10 protein-coding genes are annotated in these 16,126 nt (G+C 72.7%); 4 read left to right on the forward strand and 6 right to left on the reverse strand.

Annotated features, from left to right (window positions below; all coding sequences use genetic code 11):
- Window positions 1–50 precede the first annotated feature (50 nt).
- The gene (locus DV20_RS18980) at window positions 51–4,052 is read right to left on the reverse strand and encodes an alpha-(1->3)-arabinofuranosyltransferase (RefSeq protein ID WP_043782065.1); all 4,002 of its coding nucleotides are present in this window, start codon (window positions 4,050–4,052) and stop codon (window positions 51–53) included.
- Between the two features lie 107 nt (window positions 4,053–4,159).
- On the opposite strand from DV20_RS18980, the gene DV20_RS18985 reads away from it, so the two are divergent.
- Window positions 4,160–4,834 (forward strand): class I SAM-dependent methyltransferase, encoded by a 675-nt coding sequence (locus DV20_RS18985; protein ID WP_043782066.1) that lies wholly within the window; start codon window positions 4,160–4,162, stop codon window positions 4,832–4,834.
- A 29-nt stretch (window positions 4,835–4,863) separates the two neighbouring features.
- Here DV20_RS18985 and DV20_RS18990 read toward each other — a convergent pair whose 3' ends face one another.
- Together DV20_RS18990 and DV20_RS18995 are read right to left on the reverse strand one after the other, a co-directional pair.
- The gene (locus DV20_RS18990; RefSeq protein ID WP_043782214.1) at window positions 4,864–6,612 is read right to left on the reverse strand and encodes an ArnT family glycosyltransferase; all 1,749 of its coding nucleotides are present in this window, start codon (window positions 6,610–6,612) and stop codon (window positions 4,864–4,866) included.
- A 12-nt stretch (window positions 6,613–6,624) separates the two neighbouring features.
- The gene (locus DV20_RS18995; RefSeq protein ID WP_043782067.1) at window positions 6,625–8,205 is read right to left on the reverse strand and encodes a substrate-binding and VWA domain-containing protein; all 1,581 of its coding nucleotides are present in this window, start codon (window positions 8,203–8,205) and stop codon (window positions 6,625–6,627) included.
- A gap of 259 nt (window positions 8,206–8,464) precedes the next feature.
- Between DV20_RS18995 and DV20_RS19000 the strand changes: the two genes are divergently transcribed.
- A complete protein-coding gene (locus DV20_RS19000; protein ID WP_043782215.1) occupies window positions 8,465–9,256 on the forward strand; it encodes a glycoside hydrolase family 25 domain-containing protein in 792 nt (263 codons plus the stop codon).
- Window positions 9,257–9,259: 3 nt separating this feature from the next.
- Here DV20_RS19000 and pdxR read toward each other — a convergent pair whose 3' ends face one another.
- Window positions 9,260–10,660, reverse strand: coding sequence for a MocR-like pyridoxine biosynthesis transcription factor PdxR (pdxR, locus tag DV20_RS19005; protein WP_043782069.1), 1,401 nt, complete (start codon window positions 10,658–10,660; stop codon window positions 9,260–9,262).
- Between the two features lie 47 nt (window positions 10,661–10,707).
- Between pdxR and DV20_RS19010 the strand changes: the two genes are divergently transcribed.
- Window positions 10,708–11,166 carry a carboxymuconolactone decarboxylase family protein gene (locus DV20_RS19010; protein ID WP_043782071.1) on the forward strand — a complete coding sequence of 153 codons (459 nt, stop codon included), beginning with the start codon at window positions 10,708–10,710 and terminating at the stop codon, window positions 11,164–11,166.
- A 177-nt stretch (window positions 11,167–11,343) separates the two neighbouring features.
- On the forward strand, window positions 11,344–12,291 hold the full coding sequence (locus DV20_RS47195) for a cold-shock protein (RefSeq protein WP_043782216.1): 948 nt from the start codon (window positions 11,344–11,346) through the stop codon (window positions 12,289–12,291).
- A 44-nt stretch (window positions 12,292–12,335) separates the two neighbouring features.
- Here DV20_RS47195 and DV20_RS19020 read toward each other — a convergent pair whose 3' ends face one another.
- Window positions 12,336–14,441: an NACHT domain-containing protein gene (locus tag DV20_RS19020; protein ID WP_043782072.1), complete on the reverse strand. Its 2,106-nt coding sequence runs from the start codon at window positions 14,439–14,441 to the stop codon at window positions 12,336–12,338.
- A gap of 200 nt (window positions 14,442–14,641) precedes the next feature.
- Complete coding sequence (locus DV20_RS19025) at window positions 14,642–16,099, reverse strand: MFS transporter (protein ID WP_043782073.1); 1,458 nt, start codon at window positions 16,097–16,099, stop codon at window positions 14,642–14,644.
- Window positions 16,100–16,126 lie beyond the last annotated feature (27 nt).

The following is a 16,126-nucleotide window of genomic DNA, read 5'->3' on the forward strand; positions in this document are numbered from 1 at the left end:
AGTACGCGTGTCGTCCGGCTGGGTACGCGGGCCGAGCCTGCGGGTACGGGTTATGGGGTGGGGTTTTCCTTGCGGGTGAACCAGTCCACGCACGTCGCCACCATCGCGGCCGCGGCCAGCAGCAACGCTGCCTGGGTCACCGGGCCGTAGGCCCACTCCTGGCCGTGGCCCAGTACCCGGCCCGTCACCGAGACCGCCGCCGCCAGGGCCATGCCGCCGAAGGCGAGGTACCTCGGGGCGCGCTCCGAGAACTGGCGGGCCAGCAGGCACGCGATCAGCAGCACCACCGGCAGCATCCCGCCCAGCGCCACCAGCAGCCCGATCAGCACGACCGGGGTCCAGGAACCGCCCGGTGAGATCGTGAAGCGACGGCGATGGGCCGGCCACGCCACGCCCACCAGCACCAGCAGCACCGCCGCCGCGCCGATCAGCAAGCTCAGGCGGTAGTGCGTGTCCGGGGTGAACGACAGCGAGACCACGCCGCCCGCGCCCGCCGGGACGATCCACGCCTGCTGCCAGCCGTCCACGCGGGTTCTCGTCAGCTGCTGTCCGTCCAAAGTGGCCGTCCAGCCCGCGTTCGCGTTCTCCGGGACCGCCAGCACCGCCTCCGCGCCCGGCCCCACCGTCACCGACCGCGACGCCGCGCCCCAGTCGCCCACCCGCACCGCGCGGTGCGCCGGTGGCGAACCCTCACCGGCCGGGCGCAGCCACAGGTCCTGGACCACGAACGACTCCGACCGGTCCGTGCGCAGCTCGTGCCCGCCCGCCGGCAGCGCGATGCCGCCCTCCGAGTCCCGGCACATGCCCAGCGCCAGCGGCCGGTGCGCGGTGATGTCGGACAGCTTGCCCCGCACCGACGTCCGGTAGTCGAGCCCGTCCAGGTGGACGTTCGGCCCCGAGCCGCACGGCACGGTGAACGCCGGGTCGGGCGCCGGGAGCAAGCCGTCGCTCCCGGACAGCGAAAGACCGCCGATGCCCACCACCGCGCGGGCCGCGGGATCGTCGTCGTCGCCCGGCAGCACGAGCTGCAGCTGGTCGGTGTCCAGCGGCTCGAAGGACGCGGAGCCGCTCGCGTCGAGCTCCACCGTCCGCGTCCCCGACCGGCCGGCCAGCTCCACCCGCCGCGGCGCACGGGCCCCGCTGCCCGGCGAGACCTCGATGCGCAGCCCCGAAATCCGCTTCGGTGCCGGCCACCCGAGCGTCAGCGCCGGTCGCAGGTCGGTGACGTCGGGGCGCCACGTCGTGCCCGGATCGCCGTCCACGGCGGCGAACCCCGCGGCCGCCGGGTCGCCGCCCAGCTGGGACGTCGACGTCACGGTGACGCCCGGCAGCGACACCGGGTTGCGGCCGCCACCCGCCGGCAGCACCGTGCCGCCGACCAGGTACGTCTGCTCGGCCGGTGTGCTGAACAACCGCCGGATCCCGTCGGGCTCCTCGCCGTCACGGGCGGCGGTGGCGTCGCAGCGGACGGCTTCGGCCACCGGCAAGCACGCGTACCGCGGCTGCGGGCCGCGCGTGAACGCGAACCCGGGCGCCGGCCCGGCCGGCAGGTCGGCGGGCACCTCCAGGGCCCGCTGCGGCTCGGTGCCGGGGATGGTCAGCTCCGCGATCCCGACGTTCCCGTCCTGCCGCCCGACCACCAGCGACAGCAGCGTGACCCGCACCGTGCGCGTGACGCCGCCGACGACGGAGTACTCGTGCGGCCCGGCGCCGCGGATCACCGGCTGCTCGACCGAGCCGTTGTCGGTCGTGATCCGGATCCGGGTGGGCGGCCAGCCCACGCGGAGGTCGTCGACCATCTGCAGCCGGACGGAGTTCACCAGCCGCGGGGTGTCCAGCTCCACCTCGAGCCACTGGCCGATCGGCCCGGTGAACGACGACGAGTGCCACGCCGTGCGCGGATCGCCGTCGATCGCGGCGAACGGCTGGTGCGAGGGATCGGACCCGCCGAAGGCGTCGGCGAACGACGCCGCCGTCGACGCCGTCACCGAGCGGATGCCCCGGTACGCGGCCACGGTCTGGTGCTCCGCGCCGGGGAACGGCAGCAGGTCGCCCGCCGCGCGTTGCTGGCGGTAGGCCTCGCCTGCGGTCAGGGTCTGGCTGAGGTTGTCGCGGACGCCGCCGACGTTGCGCTCGGCGCGGCGCAGGCCGTCGGTCACCAGCCGCGGCCCGCCGGGCGACCCGCCGTCGCCGGTGAGCACGGTCGGTGTCGCCGGGTCGAGCTGGCCCGAGGCGAGCAGCGGGAGCAGGTTTTCCGGGCCGCCGCTCACCGTCGGGACGTCCTTTGTGGACGTCGCCGTGGCGAGCGGGACCGGCTTCCGCACTTCGTAGACCTCGAGGGGGCCGAACGCGGCCGCCTTGGCGATGCCGGGCGAGTCCGCCAGCCCGGCCCGCAGGGTCGCGATGGGCGGGGCGGCGGTCCGCTCGCGGTCGATGTCGTCGCGCAGCAGCAGGAACCGGTAGCCGGACCGCGCGAGCAGCGCGGCGAGCCCGGGATCGCCGCGGCCGTCGGCGAGCGCCGCGTCCACCGAGTCCATCAGCCGCGTGTTCCCTTCGGACCCCAGCGGCACCTGGTTGCGGACCGCCCACGGGCTGCGCGCGATCGCCTGCGCGGGCTCGTCCACCGTGCGGCCCCACTCGTACTCGCCGAACCCGGTGGCCGGCAGCAGCAACGTCCGCGCGTTCGGATCGGCCTTGCCGACGTACGCGAAAGCGTCGTGCCAGTAGCCGGGCACCTCGTCCCAGCCCGGGCCGGACCGCAGGTTCAGCAGCCACGCCGGCGCGGCCATCACCAGCACCAGCAGCAGCCCCACGGCGGGCCGCAGGAACCGCCGGGCGGACCGCACCCCGGCCGGGCTCGAGATGCCGTACACGAACGCCAGCATCAGCGGCAGCCGCAGCACCGGTTCGAACTTGTGCACGTTGCGCAGCGGCGCCAGCGGCCCGTCGAGCAGGTGCCGGACCTGCTCGGCGAGCGGGCTGTCGAGCGTGCCGACGTAGCCGACGGTCAGCAGGGTCAGCCCGGTGACCACGCCCAGCACGAGGAACCGCCGGTCCGGCAGGCCGCGCCGGGTCAGCCCGACCAGGCCGACGCCGGCGACGAGGCCGGTCGCGAGCATCAGCACCGGGTTGTCGATCAGCGACCAGCCGCCGGGCCACCACGGCGTGCCCTGCACGACGTAGGCGACCCACTGGTTGGTGCCGCGCAGCACCTCGAACAGCGACATCGGCGCGGTCGTGTTCGTCGCGGACTCGATGTAGTCCAGGAACGGCAAGCTGTACTCGCCGAGCAGCAGCAGCGGCAGGATCCACCACAGCGTCGCGCCGATCACGAAGACGAACCACCACAGCACGAGCTCGACGTGCGCCCGGTTCCACCGGCGGGTGAGCAGCCACAGTCCCGGCAGGACGAGCGCCATCACGACCATGGCGCCGTTGACGCCGCCCATGCCCAGCACCGCCAGCGCGGACAGCCCGGCGGCCCGCCGCGGCGAGCCGGTCGCCCCGGCCCGCACGAGCGGCACCAGCACCCACGGCAGCAGCACCGCGGGCAGCATTTCCGCGGACAGGCCGCCGATCTCGGTCAGCATGCGCGGCGCGAGCGCGTACCCGAGCGCGCCGATCAGGCGGGTGCGCTCGGTGCCGATCTTCATCGCCCGCGCCAGCACCAGCGCGCCGCCGAACGCGGCCGACAGCAGCACCGCGCCCCACAGCCGTTGCGCGATCCACGCGGGCACGCCGGTCGCCTGGCACAGCGCGAAGAACGGGCCCATCGGGAAGAGGTAGCCGTACGCCTGGTTCTGCAGCTCCCCCGCGGTGGCCTGGGGGTTCCACAGGTGCAGCGCGCGGCCGAGGAAGGCGAGCGGGTCGACGGCGAGGTCCAGTTTGGTGTCGAACGTCGTCTTCCCCGGCATCTGCAGGAATGACAACGTGGTCAGGGCCAGCACGATCCACGTACTCGGCCGGCGGAGGAACGCGCCGGGCGAGAACTTCCGGCCGCGCCCGGCGGGCGGGGCGTCGTCCCGGGTCCGTTCGCGGGTGCTGGTTACCATCCGGTAGATACTAAGCCGAAACCTGGCTACCATGTGCCGACGATTTTGCCCAAGGCGAAGTCCCGACTTCAGGCAGGTGCGCCATCTCGTTCGAAGACGCCTGGGCGTTGGCCGAGCCGGTCAAGGGCTGGATGACGCGCGCGCAGGGCGAAACGCTGTGGAACGCCGCGTGCCGCTTGGAGAAGGGTGACGTCGTCCTGGAAATCGGCAGCCACCAGGGCCGTTCGACGATCGTGCTGGGCGCGGCCGCTCGCACGGCCGGCGCCACGGTGATCGCCGTGGACCCCTTCGTCGACGGCCGGTTGTTCGGCGGATCGCCGACGCGGCAGCTGTTCGAGCGCAACATCCGGCGGGCCGGGCTGGACGACGTCGTCGAGCTCGTCGCCGGTTACAGCACGAAACTGCGCCCTGACTGGGATCGGCCCATACAGCTGCTTTACATCGACGGCAAGCACGACTACTGGACCTACACCGACGACCTGCGCTGGTCGGCACACCTGCCCCCGGGCGCGGAAATCCTGGTCCACGACTGCTTTTCCTCGATCGGTGTCACGCTCGGCACGATCGTGAAGGTCCTTTTCGGACGCCGATACACCTATGTGGACCGGACGACGTCGCTGGCGCGGTTCCGGCTGGCCCCGCCGTCGGCCCGCGACCGGCTGCGCGTGCTGGCGCAGCTGCCGTGGTTCGCGCGCAACATCGGGATCAAGGTGCTGCTGCGGCTGCGGTTGCGGCCGGTGGCACGGCTGCTCGGCCACCACAGCCCGTACGACCCCTACTGAGGTCGTGCGTGGTAAGGCGGGTGGGAACCCTACTTACCACTCACGACGGGCTGGCCGACCTCGACCTTGGCGACGCACACCGGTGCGCCCGGGCTCGACAGCTGCACGCCGATGTGGTCGAAGAGGCCGTCCACCGGCATGTACAGCGAGTGCAGCCCGGCCTGGAACCACACCGGCGTCCGCTCCACCAGCCCTTCGCCGCCGTCGGAGGTGAAGTAGTCGATCTTCAGCAGGTGCCTGCCGAGCAGCGGTTTGTCGAGCGGGACGGGCACCGGTGTTTCGCCGACCGTGTACCCGCAGTCCGGTACCGGCCCCGGTATCCCCCGGGATTCCGCGTCGACCCCGGTGATCAGGTGGGGGGTGCCGGTGGCGTCGAGCTGGTGCATCCGGTTCGTCGGCTGGTCGAAGTGGGTGCCGGGCAGCAGGCCGGCCACCCGCGACGCCCGCGAGTCCGCGCCGAACCATTCGTGCACCACATCGGACGGCACGAACGTGTCGTAGAAGACCAGATCCGGGTTCTCCTCGACGGCGGCGCGGACATTTCCGAGGTATTGCGCGGAACGCTCGAACCGCAGCGCCGGCGCCAGCCGGGAAAAGCCCACCGCGGAACTGGCGAGCAGAAGCACGCACACGATGAGCGCGATCGGCCGCTCCCGGTGGCCGCCGGACGGCGCAACCGCGCCCGGCCGCAGGAAGGCGAACGCGCCGCACAGGGCGGCCACCAGCACCAGATCGGCGACGTACCGGGGATCGTCCCCCGCCCCCGGGCCGACTTCGCGCAGCCGGGTCAGCGCGAGCAGGCCGACGTCCACGGCGAACACCGCCGCGAGCAGCGCCCAAGCCGCCCACGCCCGCCGCCCGCCGGCCCGCACCCCGGCGGCCACCACGGCCACCGCGGCCGCCAGCAGCAGGACGACGACCACGAACGGCGACGGCGCCCAGGTCGCGCCCGGCCCGGCGCCGGACCACGGCCCGCCGGCCAGGCCCGGCAGCAGGGTGTCCCCGAGCATCCGGCCGGTCAGGTCGGCGACCGTGCCGGCCGTCATCGGCTGCGCGCCCTGCCCGACCTGGCTCGACGTCACCACGAAGAAGACCGCCACGAACCCGGCCAGCAGCGCGGCGTGCGCCGCCCAGTAGCGCCGGTGCTCGCGGAACGACCGTCCGAGCAGGACGGTCACCCCGGCCAGCAGCACCGGGATCACCGCGGCCTTCTCGTAGAAAGCCAGGCCGGACAGCGTCCAGGCGAAGGCGCCCAGCCACCAGCGCCCGCCGTCCCGCAGGAACCGGACGTGCGCGTGCAGGGCCCCGGCGGTGGCGAGCACCACCGGGACCAGCTGGACGCCGTAGGACCACCACAGCGTCGGGACCAGCAGCAACGGCGACGCGGTGAACACGGTGAACGGCACCAGGAGCGCCCAGCGGCGGCCGAAGCAGCGCACCAGCAGGCACCAGAACAGCACCGTCGCGACGGCCCGCATGAGCAGCAGCGGCAGCATCAGCACGCCGAAGTTCAGCGGCGCCCACCAGGTCAGCACGGCGGCGAGGAAGAACCCGCCGGGCTGCAGGTGGCCGTGGTAGTCCTGGAACAGGTAGCCGAGGTCGAACGGCCCGGCCGCGGCCGCCTGGTGGGTGACGACGAAGTCGTCCTGGGCGAGGCTCCCGTGCAGGGCCGCCCACACGTGCAGCGCGAGCGGCACCACCCCGGCCACGAAGGCGACGAGGACGAGCGCGGACGGTCTTCGGACCACCCGTGGCGCGGGCTGCTCGATCTCCACCAACACGGGCTGTCCTCACTTCTTGCAGGCGGGCGGCTGGCACATGAGCTTGCTCAGTGCCTGGTAGAAGACGTCGGAGATCTTGCGCGGGTCGGGCGTGGTGAAGGACTCGCCGCCGGTCGCGGCCGAGACCTGCCGGAGCTCGCTCGCGTCGATGTCCGGGCCGATGCCGATCCCGATCACCGGCAGCGGTTTCCGCGGGTCTTGCAGCCGGCCCAGCTCGGTGAGCAGGCCGGGCAGCCCGATCGAGTCGCCGTCCTCGTTGCGGCCGTCGGTGAGCACGACGACGACGTTGATCCGGCCGAGCTGCCAGCTCTGCCGGGCGTTCTGGTACGCGGCGAGGATCGAGTCGTACAGCCCGGTCGCGCCGCCGGGTTTCGGCTTGACCGCCTGCAGCGTCGCCACCCCGCCCGCGGCCAGCTGTTCGGAGATCGGCCGCATCGGCAGCAGTTCCCGGTAGTCCTTGTTGCCGTCGAGCTTCGTCGAGAACAGCCAGAGGCCGATCTCGGTGGTCGGCTTGAACAGCCCGAGCCCCTGCGTCGCGGCTTCGAGCGTCAGCGACATCCGGCTGCGGCCGGTGCCGGGCACGGTGGCGGCCATCGAACCGGATACGTCGAGCAGCACCTGCACGCGGGCACTGAGGTTCGCCCCGGCCCACGCCTGGAGCACGCCGTACATCATGTCGGGGGCGGGCGGCCCGGCCGGGCGCGGCGCGGCGTCCGTGCGGGTGTCGCGCGGGCGGTCGCCGAGCAGCTGCCCGGACGGTGTGCGGAACCCGCCGTCCGCGAACGCCTTGGTGGCGGTCTGGTCGAGCAGCAGCCGCAGGAACCGCTCGGCCGCCGAGCGTGAGGCCTCCGAAGCCCGCGGCAGCACGACGTACGGGTAGTCGAAGCTCGGCACGCCCACGGCCGGGTAGGCGGCGACGAGCTTGCGGGCCAGCACCGACTGTTCCGAGGCGGGCCACGCGGGGAACGGCTGCTTCACGGCGGAGAGCCTGCGGATCTCCTCGGTGAAGGCCGCGGCCGGGTCGGGCGCGCCCTTGGTCAGCTGTTGCAGGCCGATCAGCGCGCCGATGGCGGCCGGGTCCCGGCCCGGGTCGGGCAGCCCGACCGGGCTCTTCGCGAGGACCTCCGACCAGGACGGCGACTTCCCCGGCCAGCCGGCCTGCTTCGCGACGTCGTCGGTCAGCGCCAGCACCACCGGCGAGCTCGCCACCGGCTGGCCGGACTCGGGAAGGTTCCACGCGCCGCCGTCGCGGGCCTGCAGCAGCCAGGTGCTCGACTCCGGCACCCAGACGTCGGGGCCGTTCGCGCCGTTGGCCGCCAGCGCGGTCGCGGTGGCCGGCGACGGGCTCGCCGTGACCTCGACGGAGTAGCAGTCCCGCTCCGGGACGGTCCGGGCGAGCTCGGTCAGCACAGGGGCGATGTCCGGCGCGGCCGTCAGGCGCACCGGGGTGGTGGTGGCGCAGCCGCCGCCGCTTAGCCGGTCCTTCAGGTAGTCGAACCCGGCCCAGGCGAGCAGCGCGACCACGAGCAGGACGCTCAGGACGACGACCCGCGCGTCGATCCGCCGGGCCCGCGCCGGGTGTGCCGCCATGCACGTCCTTCCCTCGTGAGGTGCTGGCAGCTTGCCAGCCGGGTGAGCGGGAAGCCAGTACCGGAAGCGGAACGTCACCATCGGCCTGTGAGCGCCGGGTGAAGCACGGACGGCGTGCGGCCGATTTGGTGATTCCCCGTGCGGTGTCGCGCATTTCGCTTGACGACCATCCCACGCGGGTAATTGCACGATGGCGGACCGTGAACCGATTCCGCCGTTCCTTTCCCCGGCGGTACGGCACCGAACGGAGGCCGAGCCCGTGCGCACGATGTACGACGCGGTGACGGCCGCGAACATCCCCGCGGACGCCCGGATGGTCGCGGGCTACATCGACCGGATCAAGCTCCCGCCCTGGACGCCCGCGGATTGGGCGCGGTTCCCGAACGCGGTCAAGGTCACCATCGTCAAGAAGGCGGCGACGAACGACGGGCACGTCCTCGACGTCGAGCCCGGCGACGCCACCCCGGCCGAGGCGCCGGGCTGGGTCCGGATGCGCCGCGCGGCGGGCGCGGACCCGACGATCTACTGCAACCTGTCGACCTGGCCGTCGGTGCGGGCGGCGTTCTCGTCCGCCGGTGTCGCCGAGCCGCACTACTGGATCGCCCACTACAACGGCGATCCCGCCATCCCGGCCGGCGCGGTCGCCAAGCAGTACCGCGGCAACGTCGCCCCGGGCTACGACGTGTCGTCCGTCGCCGACTACTGGCCGGGAGTGGACGGCCCTTCGAGTGGAGTGGAGATCATGGAGCGCATCACCGTGACCCCGCCGAACGCCGCGGAGAACGCGGTGCGGGTGTTCCTGTCCGGCAGTCCCGCCGCGGCGGTCGTCATCCGCCCGCGGCTCGGCGGCGACGGCTTCGCCAAACCGATGTGGGTGGGCGACATCTACGCCTGGGGCAGCGATCACCAGGGCGTCGGCCACAATCCCACGAAAACGGGTGGGTACAACTCGAAGCTGACGTCGCACCGGCGGTACGACCTGCCGGGCGCGGTGTGGGCGGACATCAACTACAGCGCGGCCGAGCCGTTCGAGATCGACATCGTCGGGTAGGTCTCAGGCGGGCGGCAGCGCGCGGCACAAGGCTTCGAGGGCCGCGGGAAAAGCGTGTTCGGGCGGTGTCGCGTAGCCGACGACCAGTCCATCCATTGTGGACATCGTGCTGTCCGGGTGCCGGTACCCGGCCAGGCCGTCGAGCGCGAGCCCCTGCCAGGCCGCCGCCTTCAGCGCGGCTTTCTCGGTGCCCGGCGGGAGCCGCAGCACCGCGTGCAGGCCGGCGGCGACCCCGGCCGGCGTCACGTGCGGGGCCCGCTCGGCCAGTGCCGTCACCAGCTGGTCGCGACGGCGGCGGTAGCGCTGGCGCATCCGGCGGATGTGCCGGTCGTACGCGCCGGAAGCCAGGAACTCCGCCAAGGCCAGCTGGTCGAGCGCGCTCGCCCACGCCTCGCGCTCGCCCTTCACCGCCAGCACCGGGTCGACGAGGTGCGCGGGCAGCACCAGCCAGCCGAGGCGCAGCGCGGGCGAAAGGCTCTTGCTGACCGAACCGAGGTAGACGACGTGCTCGGGGTCGAGCCCCTGGACCGCGCCGACCGGCTTGCGGTCGTAGCGGAACTCGCCGTCGTAGTCGTCTTCGAGGAGCACACCGCCGGTCGCGCGGACGTGCCCGATCACCGCGGTGCGGCGGTCGTGGTGCAGCGGACCGCCCGTCGGGAACTGGTGCGCGGGCGTCAGCAGCACCGCCGGGACGTCGAGGTCTTCGACGCGCGCGCCGCGTTCGTCCAGGGCCAGCGGGATCGTCCGCACGCCGGCGGCGGCGAAGATCGAGCGGTGGAACGCCAGGCCGTAGGCCTCGACGGCGAGCGGTCCCCGCAGCACGGCCGGGAACAGCAGCCTCAGGGCGTGCGCGAAGCCCGAGCACACCACGATCCGCTCCGGGGAAGTCCGCACGCCCCGGGCCCGCGCGAGGTACTCGGCCAGCGCTTCCCGCAGTTCGCGGCGGCCACGCGGATCGCCGGGGCCGAAGGCGTCGTGCGGCGCCACGCTCAGGGCACGCCGGGCGGCGGCGAGCCATTCGGTGCGCGGGAACGAGGTGGCGTCCGGCTGACCCTGCCGGAGGTTGTGCACGGGTTGCGGCGCACCCGGCCCTTTCTTCGGCGTGCGGACCGGTTTCAGCGGCTCGGCACGCTCGGCGACCCGGGTACCGGAGCCCTGGACGGCGGTGAGCCAGCCTTCGGCGACCAGCTCGGCGTAGGCGTCGGCGACGGTGTTGCGGGCCAGCCCGAGATCGGCGGCCAGCGACCGGTACGGCGGCAACCGGGTGCCCGGCCCGAGCCGCCCGGCGCGGACGGCGTCCCGCAGCGCGGCGATGAGCGCCGCCCGCTTGCCGCCGAGACCGGTCAGCTCCAGGTGCAGGTCGGCGCCGAGCCGCTCCGCCGAATTGACCCATTCTTCCGGCACGAAAATGCACCATACACAGGGGTCAAACTCGCCGTAGTTTTGCGGTCATGACGAACTCCCGCCTCAACTTCGCCAAGACCGCCCCGAAGGCCTTCAAGGCCCTGATCGGCTTCGACGCCGCCGCCCGCGCCGGACTGGACCCCGCGCTGGTCGAGCTGGTCCAGATCCGCGCGTCCCAGCTCAACCGCTGCGCGTACTGCCTGCACATGCACACCTCCGACGCCCGCAAGGCAGGCGAAAGCGAGGAGCGCCTGCACATGATCGCGGTGTGGCACGAGGCCGGTCACTTCTTCAGCGAGAAGGAGCGGGCGGCGCTGGCCCTGACCGAAGCCGTCACGCTCGTCCACGGCGGCGTCCCTGATGACGTGTACACCCGGGCGCTCGGGCAGTTCGGCGAGGAGGAGCTGGGGCAGCTGCTCGCGCTGATCTCCACGATCAACACGTGGAACCGCATCGCCATCGCGACGGCGAAGGTGCCGGGCACGGACGAGCGCGCGGCCCGGTAGCCCGCCTGGCCCTGGTCTTGCCCACCAAGGCCTGGTCTCAGAACTCGGCGTGCCGCCAGGTGGACCAACGGCCCGCCCGTGGCTCGGCACCGCCCGCCGGTGGGGCCCGGCCCGACGGACCGGAGGTCTGTCAGGGAGACTGGGGTCAGTGCCCGCCCTCTCGACCTGGAGCCGTTGATGCCGCAAGGGACCGTCCGTTGGTTCGACGCCGAACGGGGTTTCGGCTTCCTCGCGCCCGAGGACGGCTCGCCGGACGTGTTCGTGCACGCCTCCGAGATCGTCGGGGACGGCGGCGCGAAATTGCTCCGCGAGGGTCAGGCCGTCGTGTTCGAGGTCGGCGAGAACGACCGCGGGCCCGAGGCGCTGCGCGTTCGCGTCACCGCCGATGCGGCCACCGGCAGCGCCGTGGGCCTGCTCGGCACCATCAACTGGTACGAGCCGGGCAAGGGGTACGGCTTCGCGTCGCCGGACGGCGGCGGCGCCGACGTCTTCGTGCACAGCTCCGCCATCGTGACCGGCGGCGTGGTCACCGAGGGGCAGCGGGTGGCGTTCCTGATCGTCGAAGGCGAGCGCGGCCCGCAGGCCGGGCACGTGATCCCGCTGGGACCAGGGGCCGGCTCACCCGCTGCGGCTGGTCTCGCGGACGGTGCCGACGGCACGGTGGCCTGGTACGACGAGGACAAGGGCTTCGGCTTCATCAACCCCGACTCCGGCGCCGGGGACGTCTTCGTTCACGCCCGGGCCCTGGCCGAGGGGCTGACGTGGCTCGCGGAGGGCGACCGCGTCGCCTACGAGGTGGCCAGTGGGGACAAGGGCCCGCAGGCCCGCGACGTGCACCTGGTCCGGGGCGCCGAGCCCCAGACGGCGCCGCAGCGGCCGGCACCTGCCGCGGCCGCGGGGCCGGCGGCACGGGACGTGCCCGCACGAGGCGGCGAGGGTGTCGTCGCGCGCTACGACGCCGACCGCGGCTTCGGCTTCATCACCCCGGACGCAGGCGGCGACGATCTCTTCGCCCACGCGTCCGTGATCATGGGGTCGGAGCCGCTGCAGAAGGGTGACCGGGTCCGGTACGCGGTGCGCCAGAGCGATCGGGGCCCACAGGCCGACCGCGTCGAACGCCTCTGAAGAGGCGGCCCCACCGATGGCTGATCACTTGCTTTGAGACAGGTCTAAGTGCTGTCCCGCGACTGGTCTCGGCCGGCCCACCAGTCGCGGTACAGCCGGTGGACGAACTGGTAGTCCGCCCCGGTCCGGCGGAGCAGGATCCGGTCGTCGGCCCAGGCGAGGAAGTGCCCCAGATCGGGTGGCAGCGCACCGGCCCGGGCGAGGTGCCGGTACACGAGCGGTGCGGTGAAGGTGTCGCTGACGGCGTACTGCGCGGCGAGGACCAGCCCGCCGGCTGAGCCGAAGACCACCGCCAGGCCGAGCCCGAAGACGAGGTGCCACGGCCAGAGGTCACCACCGAAAACCGCGAAGGCGCCAAGGGCGCCGAGCACGTGTCCGACGATGGCACCGGCGCCTCCTGCGGCAGCCCCGGCGACGAGCACGGCGAGCACTGCCGTCGCGCGGGGGCCGAGCCACCGGCTCACGCCGCGGATCGCGTCCTGGGTGAATTCCGCGACCACGTTCGACAATCCGGTTACCCACGAAAATCCGCTCAGCGCGGCCGTCAAGGTGAGTATCAGACCCATGGACACACTGGTGAAGACGGTGTTGAACCAGCCCAGCTCCTCCGTGGTGATCAGCATGCGGATGAACACGACGGCCATCAGCACGCCGATGGCTGCCAGCCCGAAAACCGCCGCCCAACCGGCCTGCTCCCGCCGGAACTCCTCCCCCGTTGTCTCCAGGTTGGACTTATAGCTGTGCTCGCCGGTGAACCAGCTCGGCGCGTCCGCCCGGATCCACGCGGTCGCGCCGGTCAGCACGGCGACGAAGGGAGCGGCCGGCCACGGCCCGATCACGAAGGTGGTCACGCCCGCGAGCAGGGCCATGGGCAGCCCGGCCAGGAGGAGCCACCGCGGCAGCCGGCTCCACGGCACGGCGTCCCGGTCGATCCAGCCGACGCGGATCCTGGCCGGCAGCTCCGGACTGATGGCGATCGTGCCGACTTCGACCATGCCCCGGGCCAGGGTGGCGAACCAGCGCCGTGCCACGGCTTCGTCGTAGCCCGTCGTGTCGGCGAGTGCGGCTCGCGAGCGCTCCAGCATGCGGTGCGTATACGCAGCGAACAGGCTGTCGAGCCCGGTGAACACCGTGACTTCCCGGCCCTGGTAGGCGAACGCCGCGATGGTGAGCGTCAGCGGGGTGCGCACCAGGTCGCGCAGGCTCTCGTCGCCGTCCAGCACGGCGCGCAACCCGTCCAGTTCCGGGCCGAGTTCCGCCAGCCACGCGTCCGCCGCCTCCGGCGTCAGCGGCTGGATCAGCACCGCTCCGGCGAGCTTGAGCCGGGTCTCGATGTCGTCGTAGTCCTGTACCCGGCAGGTCACCGCGATCGAGGTGCCCGGCCTCCGGTCGCGGAAGCGGTTGAGGGCCGTCACGCACTTGCGCGCCCGTCCCGCCGGTACCTCGTCGAGACCGTCGAGCAGCAACGACACCATGCCGCTTTCGACCGCGTACCGGCCGTGGGCCGGAGAGACGCCGTAGAACCGCCGCAGCTCGTTCACGACCCAGGTTTCGAAGGGGATGTCGTCCTTCGGCGGCCACGAGGACAGGTGGAGTACCACGGGGATCTGCGTCACCGGGTCCTTTTCGGCACGCGCCAGCAAGTCCCGGGCGAGTTCCAGGAGCATGGTGGACTTGCCCGCGCCCGGCGCGCCCAGGATCAGCAGCTGCTCGCCGTACCGGCCGTAGACGTCGACCGGCGGTGTCCCGGCCGGCAGCACGTCGTCGTGCCCGGGCAGGAGCAGGTGCACCGGGTGGGTCACCTTGGTTCGCCGGGGCTGCAGGCTCAGCTCGAGACGCAGCACCTCGCCGAGGGAGCGGGCCAGCACACCGTCGACCCAGATCCAGCGGGTTCCGTGCAGAAGCCGGTCCCGCAACCGGTCCGACTGGGCCGGCGTCAGGTCGGCGCGACTGGCACGCGTGGCGCGGATGTCCCACACCACATAGGCACAGGTAGCGAGGACGGCCACCCCCACGGCCCACCACGGATAGCGTTGGATCAGGCGCAGTGGGCCGGGGAACGTCACGCTGGTGGCGGCGTTGACGGCAATCGCGGTGACCACCGAGAGCAGAAGACCAACCAGGGTGCGCAGGACGAGCCGACCGCTCACCGGATCTCCCCACGGACGCCGATCTTCCGCCCGGTTCCCCGGAGCGGCGGTGGCGGTGTGACCGAGCCAGGCGAATTCTGGAATGGCGGGGAAAAGGCGTCAATCACCCGAAAGGGCATGCCCGGCGGATTCCGGCACCGCGCAGACGCGGAAGGACCACCATCCCCCTCGGTGATGGTGGTCCTCCCGCGCCCCCGATGTCAGTCCGCGAGAGCCAGCAGGTCGTCCTCGACGACCGGCTCCTCGGCCGGGCGCTTCCGGGCCGCCAGGCCGCTGATCGCGACCAGCAGGCCCAGCACCGCGATGCCGGTGACCACGCTCAACGCCGGTGTCAGCCCGGTCAGCAGCGCCGCCGGTGAGGCTTCGCGGCCGCCGTTGGCGGTCAGTACCGCCGTCACCACCGCCAAGCCGATCGCGCCGCCCACCTGCAGTGACGTGTTCAGCAGGCCGCCGGCCAAGCCCTGCTCGTCGTCCGAGATCCCCGCCGTGGCCTGGATGTTGAGCGACGAGAACGCCAGCGTGAAGCCGATGCCGAGCAGGATCATGCTCGGCAGCACCGAACCCGCGTAGCCCGAGTGCTCGTCGATGCGCAGGAACAGCGCGTAGCCGATGACGTGCGCGACCACGCCCGCGAAGATCGTGCGGGGCGTGCCCACCCGGTCGATCAGCGGCTCGATGCGCGGGGAACCGAACGCCACGATCAGCGCCGCCGGCAGGAAGCCGAGGGCCGTCTGCAGCGCAGACCAGCCCAGGACCCGCTGCAGGTACAGCATCACGACGAACTGGAAGCCGATGTAGGCGCCGAAGAACAGCGCGCCGCCGAGGTTCGCGCGGGCCAGCGGGCCCGAGCGGAGGATGCCCAGCCGCAGCAACGGGTGGCGGCTGCGCTTCTCGATGACCACGAACGTCACCAGCAACGCCAGCGCGACGGCGAACGTGATCAGCGTGCGCGGGGCCGCCCAGCCGACCTCCGGCGCCTCCACCACGCCGAACACCAGCAGCAGCGAGCCTGCCGCACCGGTGACGGCACCCGGGAAGTCGTAGCCACGGCCTTCCTCGGCGCGGTACGACGGGATCAGCTTCCACGCCGCCACCAGCGCGACCAGCGCGATCGGGGCGGGCAGCAGGAACGTCCAGCGCCAGCCGACCTCGGTCAGCAGGCCGGAGAACACCAGGCCGGCCGAGTAGCCGCTGGCGCCGAACACGGCGAAGATGCTGATCGCCTTGTTGCGGGCCGGGCCTTCCTGGAACGTCGTGGTGATGATGGACAACGCGGCCGGTGCCGTGAAGGCGGCCGCCAGGCCCTTGATGAACCGGCTCGCGATGAGCAGGGCGCCGTCGTCGACGAGACCGCCGAGCAGCGAGGCCAGCGCGAACACGGCGACGGCGACGAGGAACACGCGGCGGCGACCGAGCAGGTCGGCGGTGCGGCCGCCGAGCAGCAGCAGCCCGCCGTAGCCGAGCACGTAGCCGCTGACGACCCATTGCAGCGCGTTGGTGGACAGGCCGAGGTCGGCCTGGATGGCCGGGAGCGCGACCCCGACCATCGACACGTCGAGCGCGTCGAGGCCGATGACGATCGAGACGGTGAGCAGGACACCCCAGAGACGTGCGTCCCACCGCGTTGACGTGGTGGACAAGGACACGGAAGAGCTCATGGCGGCGACATTACATGCACACGCATC

It is taken from the genome of Amycolatopsis rifamycinica (assembly GCF_000695625.1).
Classification (GTDB): domain Bacteria; phylum Actinomycetota; class Actinomycetes; order Mycobacteriales; family Pseudonocardiaceae; genus Amycolatopsis; species Amycolatopsis rifamycinica.